Source organism: Streptomyces sp. NPDC059989 (assembly GCF_042736975.1).
Taxonomy (GTDB): Bacteria; Actinomycetota; Actinomycetes; order Streptomycetales; family Streptomycetaceae; genus Streptomyces.
This window is the reverse complement of the sequence record NZ_JBHWUO010000018.1, coordinates 126,153-141,497: the sequence shown is the minus strand read 5'-3', so window position 1 is coordinate 141,497 and position 15,345 is coordinate 126,153. Positions and strand designations below refer to the sequence as shown.

Genomic DNA, 15,345 nt, shown 5'->3' with positions numbered 1-15,345 from the left:
GCCACCGCGGCACGGATGCCCTTCGCACCGCGGCGGCCGTCACCCCCTCACCACGAGAACCAGCGTCACCGCCGAGGAGCACCCCCATGTCCGTCACCCAGGTCGCCGCCTACGCCGCCCCCGCCCCCAAGGCCCCGCTGGAGCGCACCACCGTCCCGCGCCGCCCCGTCGGCGAGCACGACGTCCTCATCGACATCAAGTACGCCGGCATCTGCCACTCCGACATCCACCAGGTCCACGACGGCTGGGGCGAAGGCATCTACCCCATGGTCCCCGGGCACGAGATCGCCGGAGTCGTCGCCGAAGTCGGCCCGGGCGTCACCAGGTTCGCCGTCGGGGACCGGGTGGGCGTCGGCTGCTTCGTCGACTCCTGCCGCGTGTGCGCGTACTGCCTGGCCGGCCAGGAGCACTTCTGCGCCGAGGGCATGACCGGCACCTACAACGCCCTCGACAGGAACGGCGAGCCCACGTACGGCGGATACTCCACCCACGTCGTCGTCGACGAGAACTACACCGTCCGCATCCCCGACAGCCTCGCCCTCGACGCCGCCGCGCCGCTGCTGTGCGCCGGCATCACCCTCTACTCCCCGCTGCGGCGCTGGCAGGCGGGCCCCGGCAAGAAGGTCGCCATCGTCGGCCTCGGCGGTCTCGGACACATGGGCGTGAAGATCGCGGCCGCGCTGGGGGCCGAGGTGACCGTACTGTCCCGGTCGCTGGGCAAGAAGGAGGACGGCCTGCGGCTCGGCGCCTCCCACTACTACGCCACGGACGACGAGACCACCTTCGAGGAGCTGCGCGGCAGCTTCGACCTGATCCTGTCCACCGTCTCCGCGCCGATCGGCCTGGACGCCTACCTCGGCCTGCTGAAGGTCGACGGCGCACTGGTGAACGTCGGCGCCCCGGAGGAGCCGGTCTCGCTCAACCTCTTCTCCGTCATCGTCGGCCGCAAGACCCTGGCCGGGTCGATGATCGGCGGCATCGCCGAGACCCAGGAGATGCTGGACTTCTGTGCCGAGCACGGACTGGGCGCGGAGATCGAGGTGATCGGCGTGGACCAGGTCAACGAGGCGTACGAGCGGGTGCAGGCGGGCGACGTCCGCTACCGCTTCGTGATCGACGCCTCGACCATCTGACCGGGCCGGGGCGGCGGGCCGGGCCGATCCGGTAATCGGTGTCACGTGTTCTTCATGCCGCGTCCATGGCATCGGCGGCCCGTGATTGCGGATGATCACCACACCGACCAGCCGCCCGTAGCAGTACAGGAGTTCGCGATGCCCAGCCGCCGTCACTTCCTCGCCGGATCCGCGGCCGCCGTGGGCCTCGCCGCCCTTCCCCAACTGCCCGCGCCCGCGGCGGCGTCGGCCGCCGAGGCCGCCGCTCCGCCCCACCTCGTGGTGATCCTGGCCGACGACCTGGGCTACGGCGACCTCGGAGCGTACGGCCAGAAGCTCATCACCACCCCGCACCTCGACCGACTCGCCGCCGAGGGGCTCCGGTTCACCGACGCCTACTCCGCGGCGGCCGTCTGCGCGCCCTCCCGGGCCGCCCTGCTCACCGGCCTGCACACCGGCCACGCCGCCGTCCGGGCCAACCCCTCCAGCGGCGGCCAGGGCAGCCTCGGCGCCGGGGACACCACCTTCGCGGAGGTGCTCCGGGCGCGGGGCTACCGTACGGGCCTCTTCGGCAAGTGGGGCTTCGGACCGGAGGCCGGGGATCAGCCGAGCCACCCGGGCGCGCGGGGCTTCGACGAGTTCTACGGGTACATCGACCACACCCACGCCCACGAGTACTACCCGACGTACCTCTGGCACGACGATGCCAAGGAGACGGTCCCGACCGGCACGTTCGCCCCCACCGCGATCGCCGAGCGCGCCCTCGGCTTCATCGACGCCCACGCGGCCGGCCCGGACCCCTTCCTCCTCTTCCTGGCCCCGAACCTCCCGCACGCACCCAGCGACATCCCCGACGTCGGCGCGTACGCCTCGCAGTCGTGGACACAGGCCAACAAGGCGCACGCGGCGCAGATCAGCCTCCTCGACGCCCAGGTCGGCGCGGTGGTGGACCGGCTCAAGGCGCACGGGATCGCGGAGCGGACGGTCGTCCTGGTGGCCTCGGACAACGGCCCGCACGAGGAAGGCGGCGTGAACCCCGACCTCTTCGACGCCAACGGCCCCCTGCGCGGCTACAAGCGCAACCTGTACGAGGGCGGCGTCCGCGTCCCGCTCATCGCCTGGGCCCCGGGCCGGATCGCCGCCGGCACCACCAGCGCCCGCCCCACCCCTCTGTACGACGTGCTGCCCACCCTCGCCGAGCTGGCGGGCGGCGCCCCGGCCCCCTCGGACATCGACGGCCTCTCGGCGGCCCCGGTCCTGAACGGCGCCCCCGCACTCGCCCCGATCCACAACCACCTGTACTGGTACCGGGACGAGCAGGGCGTCACCAGCCGGGCGAACACGGCGGACGGCGGCCGGGCGAAGCAGGTGGCGGAAGCGATCCGCAAGGACCAGTGGAAGGCCGTACGGTTCGCCCCGGCGCGGGACCGGACCGTGGCGGACTCGAAGTGGGAGTTCGAGCTCTACAACCTGACGACGGACCTCGCCGAGAAGAACGACGTGGCGGCGAAGAACCCGTCGGTGGTCTCCTCCCTCACCGCCCTGCTCCGCGCCTCCTGGTCGGACACGTACGTGCGCCGCCCGTGGGGCCTGACGGCGGTCGTGGACGCGTCGGCCGCCACGGTCACCACGACCGTCTCGAACGGTACGACCCGCCCCTGGCCCGACGTACGCGTCACCCTCCCGGTCCCGTCGGGCTGGACGGCCACGGCGACGACCGCGACGACCGCGCCCTCCCTCGCCCCGGGCGAGTCCCTGACGACGACGTGGAAGGTGACCCCGCCCTCGACGGCGCCCGCCCTGATCGTTCCGCAGGCCACCACCTCGTCGTCCCTACGCTTCACGGCGCCCACCCGCTACACGCCCCTGCCGGCCCCGCCCGCGCAGGACAGCTACCTCAGCGACCTCCCGTGGGTCTCGGCCGCCAACGGCTGGGGCCCGGTGGAGCTCGACCGCTCCAACGGAAAGCAGGCGGCGGGCGACGGCACTCCGATCGCCTTCGGCGGGGTGACGTACGCCAAGGGCCTCGGAGTGCACGCCCCCTCGGAGATCGTCTACCACCTCGGCGGCCGGGCCTCCCGCTTCACGGCGCTCGTCGGCATCGACGACTTCTCCACGAAGCAGTCCTCGGTCGGAGCCACCCGCGCCATCGTCCGCGGCGACGGCCGCACCCTCCTCACCACCGCCACCCTCACGGGCGCGGGCGGTCCCACGGCCATCGACCTCGACGTCACGGGCGTCCGCCTCCTCCACCTGGTGGTCGAGGACGCCAACGCCCGCTCCTCCTTCGACCACACCTCGTGGGCCCGCGCCCACGTGACGGTGGTCTGAGGCCCTACGAGGCCGGAGCCCGGCCCGGAGGTCACTCCGCCGCGGCCACGCCGATCGGGCAGGAGACGCCCGTGCCGCCGATGCCGCAGTAGCCGCCCGGGTTCTTGTCCAGGTACTGCTGGTGGTGGGCCTCAGCGGGCCAGAAGGGGCGGTCCGCCGCCGGGAGGACGGCCGTGGTGATGTCGCCGTAGCCCGAGGAGGCCAGGACCTGCTGGTAGGCCGTGCGGGAGGCGTCCGCCGTCGCCTGCTGGTCGGGGGAGTGGGTGTAGATCGCCGAGCGGTACTGGGTGCCGACGTCGTTGCCCTGGCGGAAGCCCTGGGTGGGGTCGTGGGACTCCCAGAAGACCTTGAGGAGGGTCGCGTAGGAGACGAGCGACGGGTCGAAGACCACGCGGACGACCTCCGTGTGGCCGGTCAGGCCCGAGCAGACCTCCTCGTAGGTCGGGTTCTCGGTGAAACCGCCCTGGTAGCCGGCCAGGGTGGTCCACACCCCCGGGGTCTGCCAGAACTTGCGCTCGGCACCCCAGAAACAGCCCAGCCCGAAGTCGGCGACCTGGAGGTGGGCGGGGTAGGGACCCGCGAGGGGGTTGCCGAGCACCGTGTGGACGGCGGGCAGCCCGAAGAGCGGCTCCGCGCGGCCCTTCAGGGCCTCCTCGCGGGTGGGAAGCTCGGGCGTGCGGCGGTACGAGAACATGGATTCCCTCCTGATGGTCTCCGTGGTCTCCCGATAACGGCGAACGCCACCCCGGGATTCCCCGACCGGCCCCGCCGGGCCGCCGCCGCCGTCGCCGTCGCCGCCGCCGTCAGTGCGGGAGCGTCGCCGGCGAGCCGCCGTTCGCCTCGTACCCGGCCACCGCCAGCGCCCGGTAGATCGCGTACTGCGCCGCCGGGTCCTCCGAGGCCGACCACGGCAGGGCGCCCACGTACCCGTCCACGTGCCGCACCTGCTCCATCGCCTCCGCCCAGCGCTCCATGTTGACCAGGAACAGCAGCAGCAGGTGCCGTACGTGCGCCAGCATCGGGTCGTCCTGCCGCGCCGTGTGCACCGCGTACAGCGCGCCCTCGACCGCCCGCGTCACGGACTCGCTCCGGTAGAAGCCCCCGGTCATGATCACGTCCGGCAGGTTCTCGTACAGCGCGAACAGCGGCAGCGCCGCCAGCAGCGAACCCTGCGGGGCGCGGGCCGCCGCCGCGTGCGAGAAGGCGTCGGCCTTCTGCCGCGAGCCGTGCCACTTCTCGCACCAGTAGTGCAGCGCCGCCAGGTGCGCGCCCATGTGCTGCGGCGCCCGGTCGATGACCTTCGCCCACAGCTCGTCGAACTCCGCCTCCGGGTAGGCCAGGCCCCGCGCGACCGCGAGCTCCGTGATGTACGGGACCGGGTCGCCCGGCGACAGCAGCGCCGCCTTGCGGCACGCCTCCCGCGCCTCCTCCAGGATGATCCGGTGGTCGGCGGAGCCGACACCGCCCGAGGCCCGCCACGCCTGCTGCACCAGCAGCTCCGCGTGCACCTGCGCGCCGCCCGCGTCCTTCTCCGCTTCCAGCCGCCAGGCCTTCAGCCACTGCGCGCCGACACCCGGCTGCTGGACGAGTTCCAGCGCCGCGGCTCCGCCGAAGGCCTGCACGCGCTGCCAGCGCTGCTCGCCCTCCTTCGGGGTCCCGGCGAGCAGCTGCGAGGCCGCCTGCCACTGTCCGGTGCGGCGGACGTTGTCGAGGGCGTCCATCAGGTCGTTGTCGGGACCCGGGATGCGGATGTCCAGGTCCTCCTGGCGGTCGAACCCGTAGTTCGCGGGGTCGGCGGCGTCGGGGCTGCCGGGCGCGACCTGGCGGATGCCGCCGCCCCCGCGCCGGGCCCGTACGAACGAAACGGTCATGGCGGCGAGCAGGGCGAACCCCATCACGACCCAGATAATCTCCATAACGCCAAGCGAACCAGACTCGGGGGTCCGCAGGCCAATGGCGGGCCACGAGAGGAGCGCAGCCCAGGCGGGGCTTAGGCTCTGACCATGAGCGACGACAGCCACGAGCACCAGAGCTTCGAGACCCGCGCGATCCACGCGGGCAACACGGCGGACCCGCAGACCGGCGCGGTCGTACCCCCGATCTACCAGGTATCCACGTACAAGCAGGACGGCGTCGGCGGACTGCGCGGCGGCTACGAGTACAGCCGCAGCGGCAACCCGACCCGCACCGCGCTGGAGGAGAACCTCGCGGCGCTCGAAGGCGGCCGCCGCGGCCTCGCCTTCGCGTCCGGCCTCGCCGCCGAGGACTGCCTGCTGCGTACGCTGCTCTCCCCGGGCGACCACGTGGTCATCCCGAACGACGCGTACGGCGGCACCTTCCGCCTCTTCGCGAAGGTCGTCTCCCGCTGGGGCGTGGAGTGGTCGGTGGCCGACACGTCGGACCCGGAGTCCGTGCGGGCCGCCCTCACCCCGAAGACCAAGGTCATCTGGGTCGAGACCCCGTCCAACCCGCTGCTCGGCATCACCGACATCGCCGTCGTCGCCGACATCGCGCGCACGGCCGGTGCCAAGCTGGTCGTGGACAACACCTTCGCCTCGCCGTACCTCCAGCAGCCCCTGGCGCTGGGTGCGGACGTGGTCGTGCACTCGCTGACGAAGTACATGGGCGGGCACTCGGACGTCGTCGGCGGTGCGCTGGTCACCGCGGACGCGGCGCTCGGCGAGGAGCTGGCCTACCACCAGAACGCGATGGGCGCGGTGGCCGGGCCGTTCGACTCGTGGGTCGTGCTGCGGGGCATCAAGACGCTGGCCGTCCGCATGGACCGGCACTTCGAGAACGCGACGAAGATCGCGGACATGCTGACCCGCCACCCCAAGGTGCACAAGGTCCTCTACCCGGGGCTGCCCGACCACGCGGGGCACGAGGTGGCGGCCAAGCAGATGCGGAACTTCGGCGGCATGGTGTCCTTCTGCGTCCTGGGCGGCGAGGCGGAGGCCGTCGCGGTCTGCGGCCGCACCAAGATCTTCACCCTGGCCGAGTCCCTGGGCGGCGTCGAGTCCCTCATCGAGCACCCGGGCCGTATGACGCACGCGTCGGTGGCGGGCTCGGCGCTGGAGGTTCCGGCGGACCTGATTCGCCTGTCGGTGGGCATCGAGAACGCCGACGACCTCCTGGCGGACCTGACGCAGGCGCTGGGCTAGCCGCTGCTCCCCGGCGGGGCTATTCATAGCCCCGCCGGCGTTTGAGGCGTGGGGGTCCCCCCGGACGGAGTCTGGGGGAGGGTCTGGGGCGGAGCCCCAGCAGCGGCGGTGCGCACGCGGGACGGGCTACCAGCCCTCCAGCGGTGGGGAGATGCCGCTCGGTGGCACGGCCCAAGGGCGGGTCAGGGAGGCCCAGACCGTGAAGGCCACCGCCGCCGCGAAGAGGACGGCCCAGCCGAACCGGCGGAGCACCCGGCGGCGGCGCAGCAGGCGGGCGCCGCGGGCCGCCGCGCCCGCGGCAAGGTCGGCCGGGACCGCCGGGTACGGGGTCTCCAGGAGCCGCCTGACCTGCGCTTCCTTCCGGTCCGGGAGCCCGCTCACGCCGCCTCCCGGGAGCGGAGTGCCGCCACGGCCCGATTGCACAGCACCCGTACCCGCTCCGCCGGCAGCCCCAGCTGCGCCGCCGTGACCTCCTCCGCGACCCCCTCGTAGATCCGCAGGACCAGCACCAGCCGCTCCTGCGGGCTCAGCCGGGCCAGTACCCCGGTGCCCCCGTGGTGGCGCCACCCGGTGCGGGCGAAGGCGGTGCACAGCTCCTGGCGGGTGAAGTCGTACGGGTCGTCGCCGCGCAGGCGCCGCCAATTGGCGTACGTACGGGCCAGCGCGCCCGCCAACAGCCGCCGCGCGGGCTCCGGTTCACCGGTCAGCAGCACCGCGACGTGCAGGAGCCGCCCCGCCGCGCCCGCGACGAAGGCCTCGAACTCCGCGTAAGGGACCGCCTGTTGGCCCCCGTGGTCGACCTCCCGCATAGCCCACATAGTGCGGGCAGCGGGAGTGGCCGGGTCAAGAGGTCGGACGGGCCCGGCTCAGGACGCCGGGCCGGCCTCCGCGACGGCCGCCATCAGCTCCGACAGCGACAGGTTGAAGCGGGTCAGCAGCGCGGTGAAGGACTCGCGCTCCTGCGCGCTCCAGCCCTCCGTCACGCGCGCCATCAGCTCGCGCCGCGAAGAGCGGACCTCCTCCAGCCGCGCCAGCCCCCGCGGGGACAGCGCGAGCACCACGGCCCGCCCGTCCTCCGGGTGCGAGGTGCGCTTGACCAGGCCGCTGTCGACCAGCGGCGCGACCTGCCGGGTCACGGTGGAGGAGTCGATGCCCATGCCGCCGGCGAGCGCCTTGACGCCCATCGGGCCCTGCAGGTCGAGCCGGTTCAGGAGGAGGTACGCGGCGCGGTCCATCGAGTTGCGGGCCTGGCCCACACCGCCCAGGCGGGTCTGCTCGGCACGTCGGGCGAAAACCGCCACCTGGTGCTGGAGCGCGTCGAGGAGACCGCCTCCGGCGGGCGCTTCGGCCGCCGCGGGCAGGTCGGAATTGGCCTGGGTGGAAGGCATGGCCGTGGGCTCTCTTCGCGTGGTCCGACAAGGATGGGGGACAGAGTACGCGGCCGTGCGGCGGCTCGTACGCCTCGTACAAGAACTGATACGGCCCGTTCGTGAGGCCGCTCCACCGCCGTCCCGGATGGCGAGATTTCGCCCCTTCCGCGCCCCCTTTCGCACCCCACTCCAGCCCCCCCTCCACATCCCCCTCCGCACCCCCTCCCGTCGCCCCGAGCCGGGCCGCGCGCGGGCTGCGAGACTGGCCGCATGAACTACCGCGTGCCCCAGCCCGTCCCGCAGGTCATCCTCGACGACATCCGGGGAGCCCAGAAGATGCTGTCCGGCGTCTCCCGGGTCACCGCGATGGAGGGCAGCCGGCACCTGTCCTCGCTCACCGGCTCCCCGGTCCACCTCAAGTGCGAGAACCTCCAGCGCACCGGCTCCTTCAAGCTGCGCGGCGCCTACGTGCGCATCGCCGGGCTGCGCCCCGAGCAGCGGGCCGCCGGCGTCGTGGCGGCCAGCGCGGGCAACCACGCGCAGGGCGTGGCCCTGGCCTCCTCCCTCCTCGGGGTCCGCTCCACGGTGTTCATGCCCGTCGGGGCGCCGCTGCCGAAGGTGGCCGCGACCCAGGAGTACGGCGCCGAGGTGCGCATGCACGGGACGGTCGTCGACGAGACCCTCGCCGCCGCCCAGGACTACGCGGACCGCACCGGGGCGGTGTTCATCCACCCCTTCGACCACCGCGACATCATCGCGGGCCAGGGCACGGTGGGCCTGGAGATCCTGGAGCAGTGCCCCGAGGTGCGCACGATCCTCGTCGGCATCGGCGGCGGCGGTCTCGCGGCCGGCGTCGCGGTCGCCGTGAAGGCGCTGCGGCCGGACGTCAAGGTGATCGGCGTCCAGGCGGCGGGCGCGGCCGCCTACCCGCCCTCGCTGCTCGTCGGGCACCCGGTGTCGATCGACAACCCGAACACGATGGCGGACGGCATCAAGGTCGGCCGCCCCGGCGACATCCCCTTCAGGATCATCGGCGAGCTCCTCGACGACGTGCGCACGGTCTCCGAGGACGCCCTCTCCAGCGCCCTGCTGCTCTGTCTGGAGCGGGCCAAGCTGGTGGTCGAGCCGGCCGGGTGCAGCACGGTCGCCGCGCTGCTGAGCGAGCCCGAACTGTACGGCGGCGGCCCGGTGGTGGCCGTCCTGTCCGGCGGGAACATCGATCCGCTGCTGCTCCAGCGGATCCTGCGCCACGGCATGGCGGCGGCGGGCCGGTACCTCTCGCTGCGGCTGCGCGTGGCCGACCGGCCGGGGGCCCTGGCCGGGCTCCTGGGGGTGTTGTCAGTGGTGGATGCGAACGTGTTGGACGTGAGCCACGTCCGGACCGACCCGCGGCTCGGGCTCACCGAGGTGGAGGTGGAGCTGCACCTGGAGACGAAGGGCCCGGAGCACTGCAAGGAGGTCGCGCGGTCGCTGCACAACGCGGGGTACAGGGTGATGGGTTAGCCGGCGGTCGGCGCCGGCCGGCCGTGGGCGGAAGTGGTCACCGCGTTCCCGTGGCGGCACGCGATATAACGCGATAACGTGCGCCCCGGGCGACGGGGAGGCAGAGGCGTGTCCGCCGTTCGGCCGGGCGAGGCTCGTCCGGCGACCATAAGATTTGCCTAGGAAACACCCGAAAACACTGGGAGAATCCCTATGCCAGGCGCGATCTACGCCGAAGGTCTGGTCAAGACCTTCGGCGATGTACGGGCTCTGGACGGCGTGGACCTCGATGTCCCCGAAGGCACCGTCCTGGGCCTGCTCGGCCCCAACGGCGCGGGCAAGACCACGACCGTGCGCGTCCTGACCACCCTCCTCCGGCCCGACAGCGGCAAGGCCGTAGTCGCCGGCATCGACGTCCTCAAGCACCCCAACGAGGTCCGGCGCGCGATAGGCCTGTCGGGCCAGTTCGCCGCCGTCGACGAGTACCTGACCGGCCGTGAGAACCTCCAGATGGTCGGCCGGCTCTACCAGATGAAGGCCAAGGCGGCGAAGGCCCGGGCCGCCGAACTCCTGGAGCGCTTCAACCTCTCCGACGCCGCCGACCGCACCGCCAAGACCTACTCCGGCGGCATGCGCCGGCGCCTGGACCTCGCGGCCGCCCTCGTCGTCAGCCCGCCCGTGATGTTCATGGACGAGCCCACCACCGGACTCGACCCCCGCAACCGCCAGCAGCTGTGGGGGATCATCCAGGAACTGGTCGCCGGCGGCACCACCCTCCTCCTCACCACCCAGTACCTGGAGGAGGCCGACCACCTCGCGCACGACATCTGCGTGGTCGACCACGGCAAGGTCATCGCCCGCGGCACCTCCGACCAGCTCAAGGCCCGCACCGGCGGCGAGCGCGTGGAGGTCGTCGTCCACGAGCGGGAGCACATCCCCACCGCGCGCGAGGTGCTCGCCGGCTTCGGCAAGGGCGAGACCACCTACGAGGAGCACACCCGCAAGCTGACCGTGCCCGTGTCGGGCGGCGCCAAGCTGCTCGCCGAGGTGATCCGCGAACTGGACGGCCGGGGCATCGAGATCGACGACATCGGCCTGCGCCGGCCCACCCTCGACGACGTGTTCATCTCCCTGACCGGCCACGCGGCCGAGCTGGCGGCGGAGGAGAACGGCGACGGCCCCGCCGACGCCGACCCCAGGGGCCGCAGGGCGGCGCGGAAGGAGAAGGCGAAGTGACCACCACGACCACCACCTCCGCGAGCCCGGAACTGGCCGCACCCCGCCCGCGCGGCGGCATCGTCCAGGGCGTGAGCGACTCCCTGGTGATCGCCAAGCGGAATCTGATCCGCATGTCCCGGATCCCCGAGATGATCATCTTCGGCGTGATCCAGCCGGTGATGTTCGTCGTCCTCTTCAGCTACGTCTTCGGCGGCTCCATCAGCGTCGGCGGCAACACCTCGCCCGCCGCCTACCGCGAGTTCCTGATGGCCGGCATCTTCGCCCAGACCGTCACCTTCGCCACGGCCGGAGCGGGCGCGGGCATCGCGGACGACATGCACAAGGGCCTGATCGACCGCTTCCGCTCGCTGCCCATGGCGCGCGGCGCGGTCCTGACCGGCCGCACCCTCGCCGACCTCGTCCAGACCACCCTGACCCTCGTCGTCCTGGCCCTGGTCGCGCTGCTGGTCGGCTGGCGCACCCACACGACCATCGGCGAGGTGCTCGCCGGCTTCGCCCTGCTGCTCCTGCTCGGCTACGCCTTCTCCTGGATCGGCGCACTGATCGGCCTGTCGGTGCGCACCCCGGAGGCGGCCACCTCGGGCGGGCTGATCTGGCTCTTCCCGCTGACGTTCATCTCGAACGCCTTCGTCCCCTCCGACAACATGCCGACCTTCCTGCGGCACATCGCGGAGTGGAACCCGTTCAGCGCCACCGTCCAGGCGGCCCGCGAGCTCTTCGGCAACCTGCCGCCCGGGTACGAGGCGCCGGCGGCCTGGCCGATGCAGCACCCGGTGCCGGCGTCCATCCTCTGGTCGCTGCTGATCATCGCGGTCTTCCGGACCCTCTCGGTCCGCAAGTACCGCTCGGCGACCGCGTAGGCCCGTACGCACGAAGACGCCCGGCCGGAAGCGGAACCCGGCCGGGCATCGTCGTGCGTGAGAAAAACGGTGATCAGGGGTGATCAGCCGGTGAAGGGCTTGACGTCGAGGATCTTGACCGAGGCCTTCTTGCCGTTCGGCAGCTCGTACTCGGCGTCCTCGCCGATCGCCTTGCCCATCACGCCGGTGCCCAGCGGGGACTGCGGGGAGTACGTCTCGAAGTCCGAGGACGCGTACTCACGGGAGGCGAGGAGGAACTCCATGGTGTCGTCCTCGTCGCCGTCGAAGGCGATCTTGACGAGAGTGCCGGGGGCCACCACGCCGTCGGACGCGGGCGCGGTCCCGACCTTGGCGTTCTCCAGCAGCTGGGTCAGCTGGCGCACGCGGAGCTCCTGCTTGCCCTGCTCCTCCTTGGCCGCGTGGTAACCGCCGTTCTCGCGCAGGTCGCCCTCCTCGCGGGCGGCTGCGATCTTCGTGGCGATCTCCGTGCGTGCGGGACCAGAGAGGTAGTCCAGCTCTGCCTTCAGCTGGTCGTACGCCGCCTGGGTCAGCCAGGTGACGCTTTCGCTCGTCTGGGTCACGGGTGCTCCTCGTCGGTACAGGGGACTACAAGCCGCCAGCGGCGGGCGAAACCACGAGCCTAACAATTCGGCAGGAAAAGGGGGAGGACGTCATGTGTATGAAGTGTGTCATCAGGGGTGACGCGGAGGCCCCCCACCGATGACCCTCAGCGCCCCCCGGGCTGATTGTCGCGCTCGAAATTGGTCAGGACGCAGCCCTCGACGAGCGACGGCTCCAGCCGGAAGCCGGCCGGCGCGGTGGTGAAGCCGGGCTCGCAGTTCAGGTAGAGGAACTGCAACTGGTAGAGCCCGAGCCGGACCGACGGGCTGTTGGTCTCCACGGCGATGTTCTTGCCGACCAGCAGCTTGCTCGCGGTGGCCTTGAGCCGGCCGTCGTCCTTCAGGTCGGCCAGCTGCGCCGCCTTGGCCCTGGTCTGGAGCGTCTTCATGTCGGAGACCAGGTCCAGCCAGTTCAGATTGTGCGCGCGCTGCGCCCCGCCGAGGGTGCCGCAGACCGCCCGGACCTCGACGCCCCAGGAGTGGTGCTCGCCCTTGACGACCGGCTGGTAGTCGATGGACTCGACCGCGGCGTCCTCGGTGGACATGTTCGTGCAGTCGACGGTGTGCGGGTGGACCATCTTCTTCAGCTCGGCGAGGCTGCCCGCGCTCGGCAGGCCCAGGCTGCCCGTGGCGGGCTGGCCGGGCTTCTCGGGGCCCTCCGTGGCGGGGTCGTGCGGGACCTCGTGGTTCTTGCTGCCCTTGCCGTCGGTGCTGTTGACGAAGTCGGAAAGCCCGCAGCCCTCCACCAGCGCCTTCTCCCGCTTGTAGCCGTCCGGCGGGAAGAAGGAGGGATTGCAGCTGAGGACGCGCAGGTCGGACTCGACGAGGGCGACGGCGGTACGGGTCTTCGTCGGGGTGATCACGAAGTTCTTGCCGATGATCACGCGGCTGAACAGGCCGTACGTTCCTTCGCCCGCCGCGATCCGCTCCTTGGTGCGGTCCAGGTAGCCCTGCTGGAAGGCCTTCATGTCCGAGGGCATGTAGAAGACGATCTCGCCGTGCTCGGTCTTGTCCGAACACACGCCGCGCTCGGTCACCGACCACTGGCCGACGGTGGTGAAGTCCGTCAGCGGGAACCGGCTGTCCTTGGGGTCGGTCCCCATGTCCTCACAGGAGGCGAACTTCTGTACGTAGGCCTGGGCCTCGGCCAGCGAGCCCTTTCCGGCCGCCGCCGCGGTCGCCGCGGCGGTCGCCCCGGGGACCGTGTCCACGGGCGGGCCGGAGGAGTCCTCGCAGGCGGTCGTGAGCAGGGTGAGCGAGGCGAGGGCGGTGAGCGCGGTGAGTATCCGCTTGAGGCGCATGAGTGGCTTTTCCTCGGCTGAGCACGGCACGGGGGGATGGCGTGCACATGCTAGGCCTGGTCATGATCATGCCCAAAGCCGCGGGGAAGGCCCCTGCTCTGCTTTCAGCGGGCGCCGGCCGCCGGCTGGCAGCCCACCAGCTCGATCATCGTGGCCCGGCCGGTCGTCTTGAGGGAGACCATCTCGTCCACCCGGCCCTGGCGCTGCGCGAAGGTGAAGTCCGCGCGGCCCACCTCGCCGTGCTCCTTGTCCTGCGAGCTCAGCGTGCACACCCCGGTGACCGAGGACTCCTTGCGGACCTCCAGGTGCACCTTCACCTCGGTGTCCGAGACCACCTGGAACTTGATCACCTCGGCGCTGACGCTCTGGCCGGCGACGTAGTCCCAGCCGATCCAGCCGACCATGCCCAGCAGCGCGGCGCCGAGCACGGACCCGACGATCTTGAGCTTCCGGTCCGCGCGCTCGTCCGCCGACCGGCCGTAACGGCCCTCGCGCAGGCCTTCGCGTACCGCGCTCATCGATCGTTCCTTCCCAGAGACGGGGGCCGGATTCCCGCGGACCCACCCCCGGAATTTTCCGTGCCCCGATTCGGTCAATATAGAGGCCGACCGTCGCGCCGAATCGCAGAGGATCCCGTCTTGACCGAGCAGCTTCGACTGATGGCCGTCCACGCCCACCCCGACGACGAGTCGAGCAAGGGCGCGGCCACCATGGCCAAGTACGTGTCCGAGGGGGTGCCCGTACTGGTCGTGACCTGCACCGGAGGCGAGCGCGGCTCGGTCCTGAACCCCAAGCTCCAGGGCGACAAGTACATCGAGGAGAACATCCACGAGGTCCGCGCCAAGGAGATGGACGAGGCCCGCGAGATCCTCGGCATCGAGCAGGAGTGGCTGGGATACGTCGACTCCGGCCTGCCGGAGGGCGACCCGCTGCCCCCGCTCCCCGAGGGCTGCTTCGCCCTCGCGGACGTCGACGAGGCCGCCGGCGAGCTGGTGAAGAAGATCCGCGCCTTCAAGCCGCAGGTCATCACCACCTACGACGAAAACGGCGGCTACCCGCACCCCGACCACATCATGACCCACAAGATCTCGATGGTGGCCTTCGACGGGGCGGCCGACACCGACAAGTTCCCGGAGGCCGAGTTCGGCCCGGCGTACCAGCCGCAGAAGCTCTACTACAACCAGGGCTTCAACAAGCCGCGCACCATCGCCCTGCACGAGGCGCTGCTGTCGCGCGGCATGGACTCCCCCTACGGGGAGTGGCTGGAGCGGTGGAAGGAGTTCGAGCGCAAGGAGCGGACCCTGACCACGCACGTCCCGTGCGCGGACTTCTTCGAGATCCGTGACAAGGCGCTCGTCGCGCACGCCACGCAGATCGACCCGGACGGCGGCTGGTTCCGCGTTCCGATGGAGATCCAGAAGGAGGTCTGGCCCACCGAGGAGTACGAGCTCGCGAAGTCGCTCGTCGACACCTCCCTCCCCGAGTCCGACCTCTTCGCGGGCATCCGGGAGAATGCGTAGCTATGAGCGCTACGCAAGCAGCAATCGCCCAGCTCCTCCCGCTGGCCGGGGACACCTTCGACAAGAACAAGGTGACCCCGGGAATCCTGGGCTTCATCGTCTTCGCCGCCCTCGCCCTCGGGGTGTGGGGCCTGATGAAGTCCATGAGCCGGCACATGGGGCGCGTCGACTTCGAGGAGGCCCCGGAGCCGGGCCCCGCCGGCGCGGAAGCCACCCGGGCCCCTTAGGCCCCCGCCGTCCTTGAGGCGCGGGCACGCTCCTGGGGCTCCGCCCCAGACCCCGCTCCTCAAACGCCGGAGGGGCTGGATTTTGGCTGCTGCCGCCCGCCAGGCGCGGCTGGATTGCCCGC

At 71.7% G+C, this 15,345-nt stretch carries 16 protein-coding genes; 8 read left to right on the top strand and 8 right to left on the bottom strand.

The window, feature by feature from the left end; genetic code table 11:
- Window positions 1–86 precede the first annotated feature (86 nt).
- On the top strand, window positions 87–1,133 hold the full coding sequence (locus ACFWBN_RS18515) for an NAD(P)-dependent alcohol dehydrogenase (RefSeq protein ID WP_385177861.1): 1,047 nt from the start codon (window positions 87–89) through the stop codon (window positions 1,131–1,133).
- Window positions 1,134–1,271: 138 nt separating this feature from the next.
- Complete coding sequence (locus tag ACFWBN_RS18510; RefSeq protein ID WP_385177859.1) at window positions 1,272–3,443, top strand: sulfatase-like hydrolase/transferase; 2,172 nt, start codon at window positions 1,272–1,274, stop codon at window positions 3,441–3,443.
- Window positions 3,444–3,474: 31 nt separating this feature from the next.
- Here ACFWBN_RS18510 and msrA read toward each other — a convergent pair whose 3' ends face one another.
- Window positions 3,475–4,137: a peptide-methionine (S)-S-oxide reductase MsrA gene (msrA, locus tag ACFWBN_RS18505; protein ID WP_385177857.1), complete on the bottom strand. Its 663-nt coding sequence runs from the start codon at window positions 4,135–4,137 to the stop codon at window positions 3,475–3,477.
- Between the two features lie 109 nt (window positions 4,138–4,246).
- The gene (locus tag ACFWBN_RS18500; RefSeq protein ID WP_385177855.1) at window positions 4,247–5,359 is read right to left on the bottom strand and encodes a hypothetical protein; all 1,113 of its coding nucleotides are present in this window, start codon (window positions 5,357–5,359) and stop codon (window positions 4,247–4,249) included.
- 87 nt (window positions 5,360–5,446) lie between these two features.
- Here ACFWBN_RS18500 and ACFWBN_RS18495 point away from each other — a divergent pair, with 87 nt between their 5' ends.
- Complete coding sequence (locus ACFWBN_RS18495) at window positions 5,447–6,604, top strand: cystathionine gamma-synthase (RefSeq protein WP_385177853.1); 1,158 nt, start codon at window positions 5,447–5,449, stop codon at window positions 6,602–6,604.
- A 126-nt stretch (window positions 6,605–6,730) separates the two neighbouring features.
- On the opposite strand, the gene ACFWBN_RS18490 is transcribed toward ACFWBN_RS18495, so the two are convergent.
- The 3 genes from ACFWBN_RS18490 to ACFWBN_RS18480 are packed head-to-tail and all read right to left on the bottom strand — an operon-like array spanning window position 6,731 to window position 7,992.
- Window positions 6,731–6,985, bottom strand: coding sequence for a hypothetical protein (locus tag ACFWBN_RS18490; protein ID WP_385177851.1), 255 nt, complete (start codon window positions 6,983–6,985; stop codon window positions 6,731–6,733).
- Entirely contained in the window at window positions 6,982–7,413 is a 432-nt protein-coding gene (locus ACFWBN_RS18485) for a sigma factor-like helix-turn-helix DNA-binding protein (protein ID WP_385177849.1), read from the bottom strand. Before ACFWBN_RS18485 ends, ACFWBN_RS18490 begins: the two co-directional genes overlap by 4 nt.
- A gap of 57 nt (window positions 7,414–7,470) precedes the next feature.
- Window positions 7,471–7,992, bottom strand: a complete 522-nt coding sequence (locus tag ACFWBN_RS18480; protein ID WP_385177847.1) for a MarR family winged helix-turn-helix transcriptional regulator — start codon at window positions 7,990–7,992, stop codon at window positions 7,471–7,473.
- A gap of 252 nt (window positions 7,993–8,244) precedes the next feature.
- Between ACFWBN_RS18480 and ilvA the strand changes: the two genes are divergently transcribed.
- The 3 genes from ilvA to ACFWBN_RS18465 all read left to right on the top strand — a co-directional run bounded on the left by ilvA (window position 8,245) and on the right by ACFWBN_RS18465 (window position 11,555).
- The gene (gene ilvA, locus ACFWBN_RS18475; RefSeq protein ID WP_385177845.1) at window positions 8,245–9,477 is read left to right on the top strand and encodes a threonine ammonia-lyase; all 1,233 of its coding nucleotides are present in this window, start codon (window positions 8,245–8,247) and stop codon (window positions 9,475–9,477) included.
- A gap of 192 nt (window positions 9,478–9,669) precedes the next feature.
- The gene (locus ACFWBN_RS18470) at window positions 9,670–10,692 is read left to right on the top strand and encodes an ATP-binding cassette domain-containing protein (RefSeq protein WP_385177842.1); all 1,023 of its coding nucleotides are present in this window, start codon (window positions 9,670–9,672) and stop codon (window positions 10,690–10,692) included.
- Window positions 10,689–11,555 carry an ABC transporter permease gene (locus tag ACFWBN_RS18465; RefSeq protein ID WP_385177840.1) on the top strand — a complete coding sequence of 289 codons (867 nt, stop codon included), beginning with the start codon at window positions 10,689–10,691 and terminating at the stop codon, window positions 11,553–11,555. Before ACFWBN_RS18470 ends, ACFWBN_RS18465 begins: the two co-directional genes overlap by 4 nt.
- Before the next feature lie 83 nt (window positions 11,556–11,638).
- Here ACFWBN_RS18465 and greA read toward each other — a convergent pair whose 3' ends face one another.
- The 3 genes from greA to ACFWBN_RS18450 all read right to left on the bottom strand — a co-directional run bounded on the left by greA (window position 11,639) and on the right by ACFWBN_RS18450 (window position 13,994).
- A complete protein-coding gene (gene greA, locus ACFWBN_RS18460) occupies window positions 11,639–12,136 on the bottom strand; it encodes a transcription elongation factor GreA (RefSeq protein ID WP_385177838.1) in 498 nt (165 codons plus the stop codon).
- Window positions 12,137–12,282: 146 nt separating this feature from the next.
- Window positions 12,283–13,476, bottom strand: a complete 1,194-nt coding sequence (locus tag ACFWBN_RS18455; protein ID WP_385177836.1) for a hypothetical protein — start codon at window positions 13,474–13,476, stop codon at window positions 12,283–12,285.
- Between the two features lie 104 nt (window positions 13,477–13,580).
- A complete protein-coding gene (locus ACFWBN_RS18450) occupies window positions 13,581–13,994 on the bottom strand; it encodes a DUF4307 domain-containing protein (RefSeq protein ID WP_385177834.1) in 414 nt (137 codons plus the stop codon).
- A 120-nt stretch (window positions 13,995–14,114) separates the two neighbouring features.
- Here ACFWBN_RS18450 and mca point away from each other — a divergent pair, with 120 nt between their 5' ends.
- Both mca and ACFWBN_RS18440 read left to right on the top strand, forming a co-directional pair.
- Window positions 14,115–14,996, top strand: a complete 882-nt coding sequence (gene mca / locus ACFWBN_RS18445) for a mycothiol conjugate amidase Mca (RefSeq protein WP_385177832.1) — start codon at window positions 14,115–14,117, stop codon at window positions 14,994–14,996.
- Between the two features lie 2 nt (window positions 14,997–14,998).
- Window positions 14,999–15,223, top strand: a complete 225-nt coding sequence (locus ACFWBN_RS18440; RefSeq protein ID WP_385177830.1) for a hypothetical protein — start codon at window positions 14,999–15,001, stop codon at window positions 15,221–15,223.
- The last annotated feature ends 122 nt before the right edge of the window (window positions 15,224–15,345 follow it).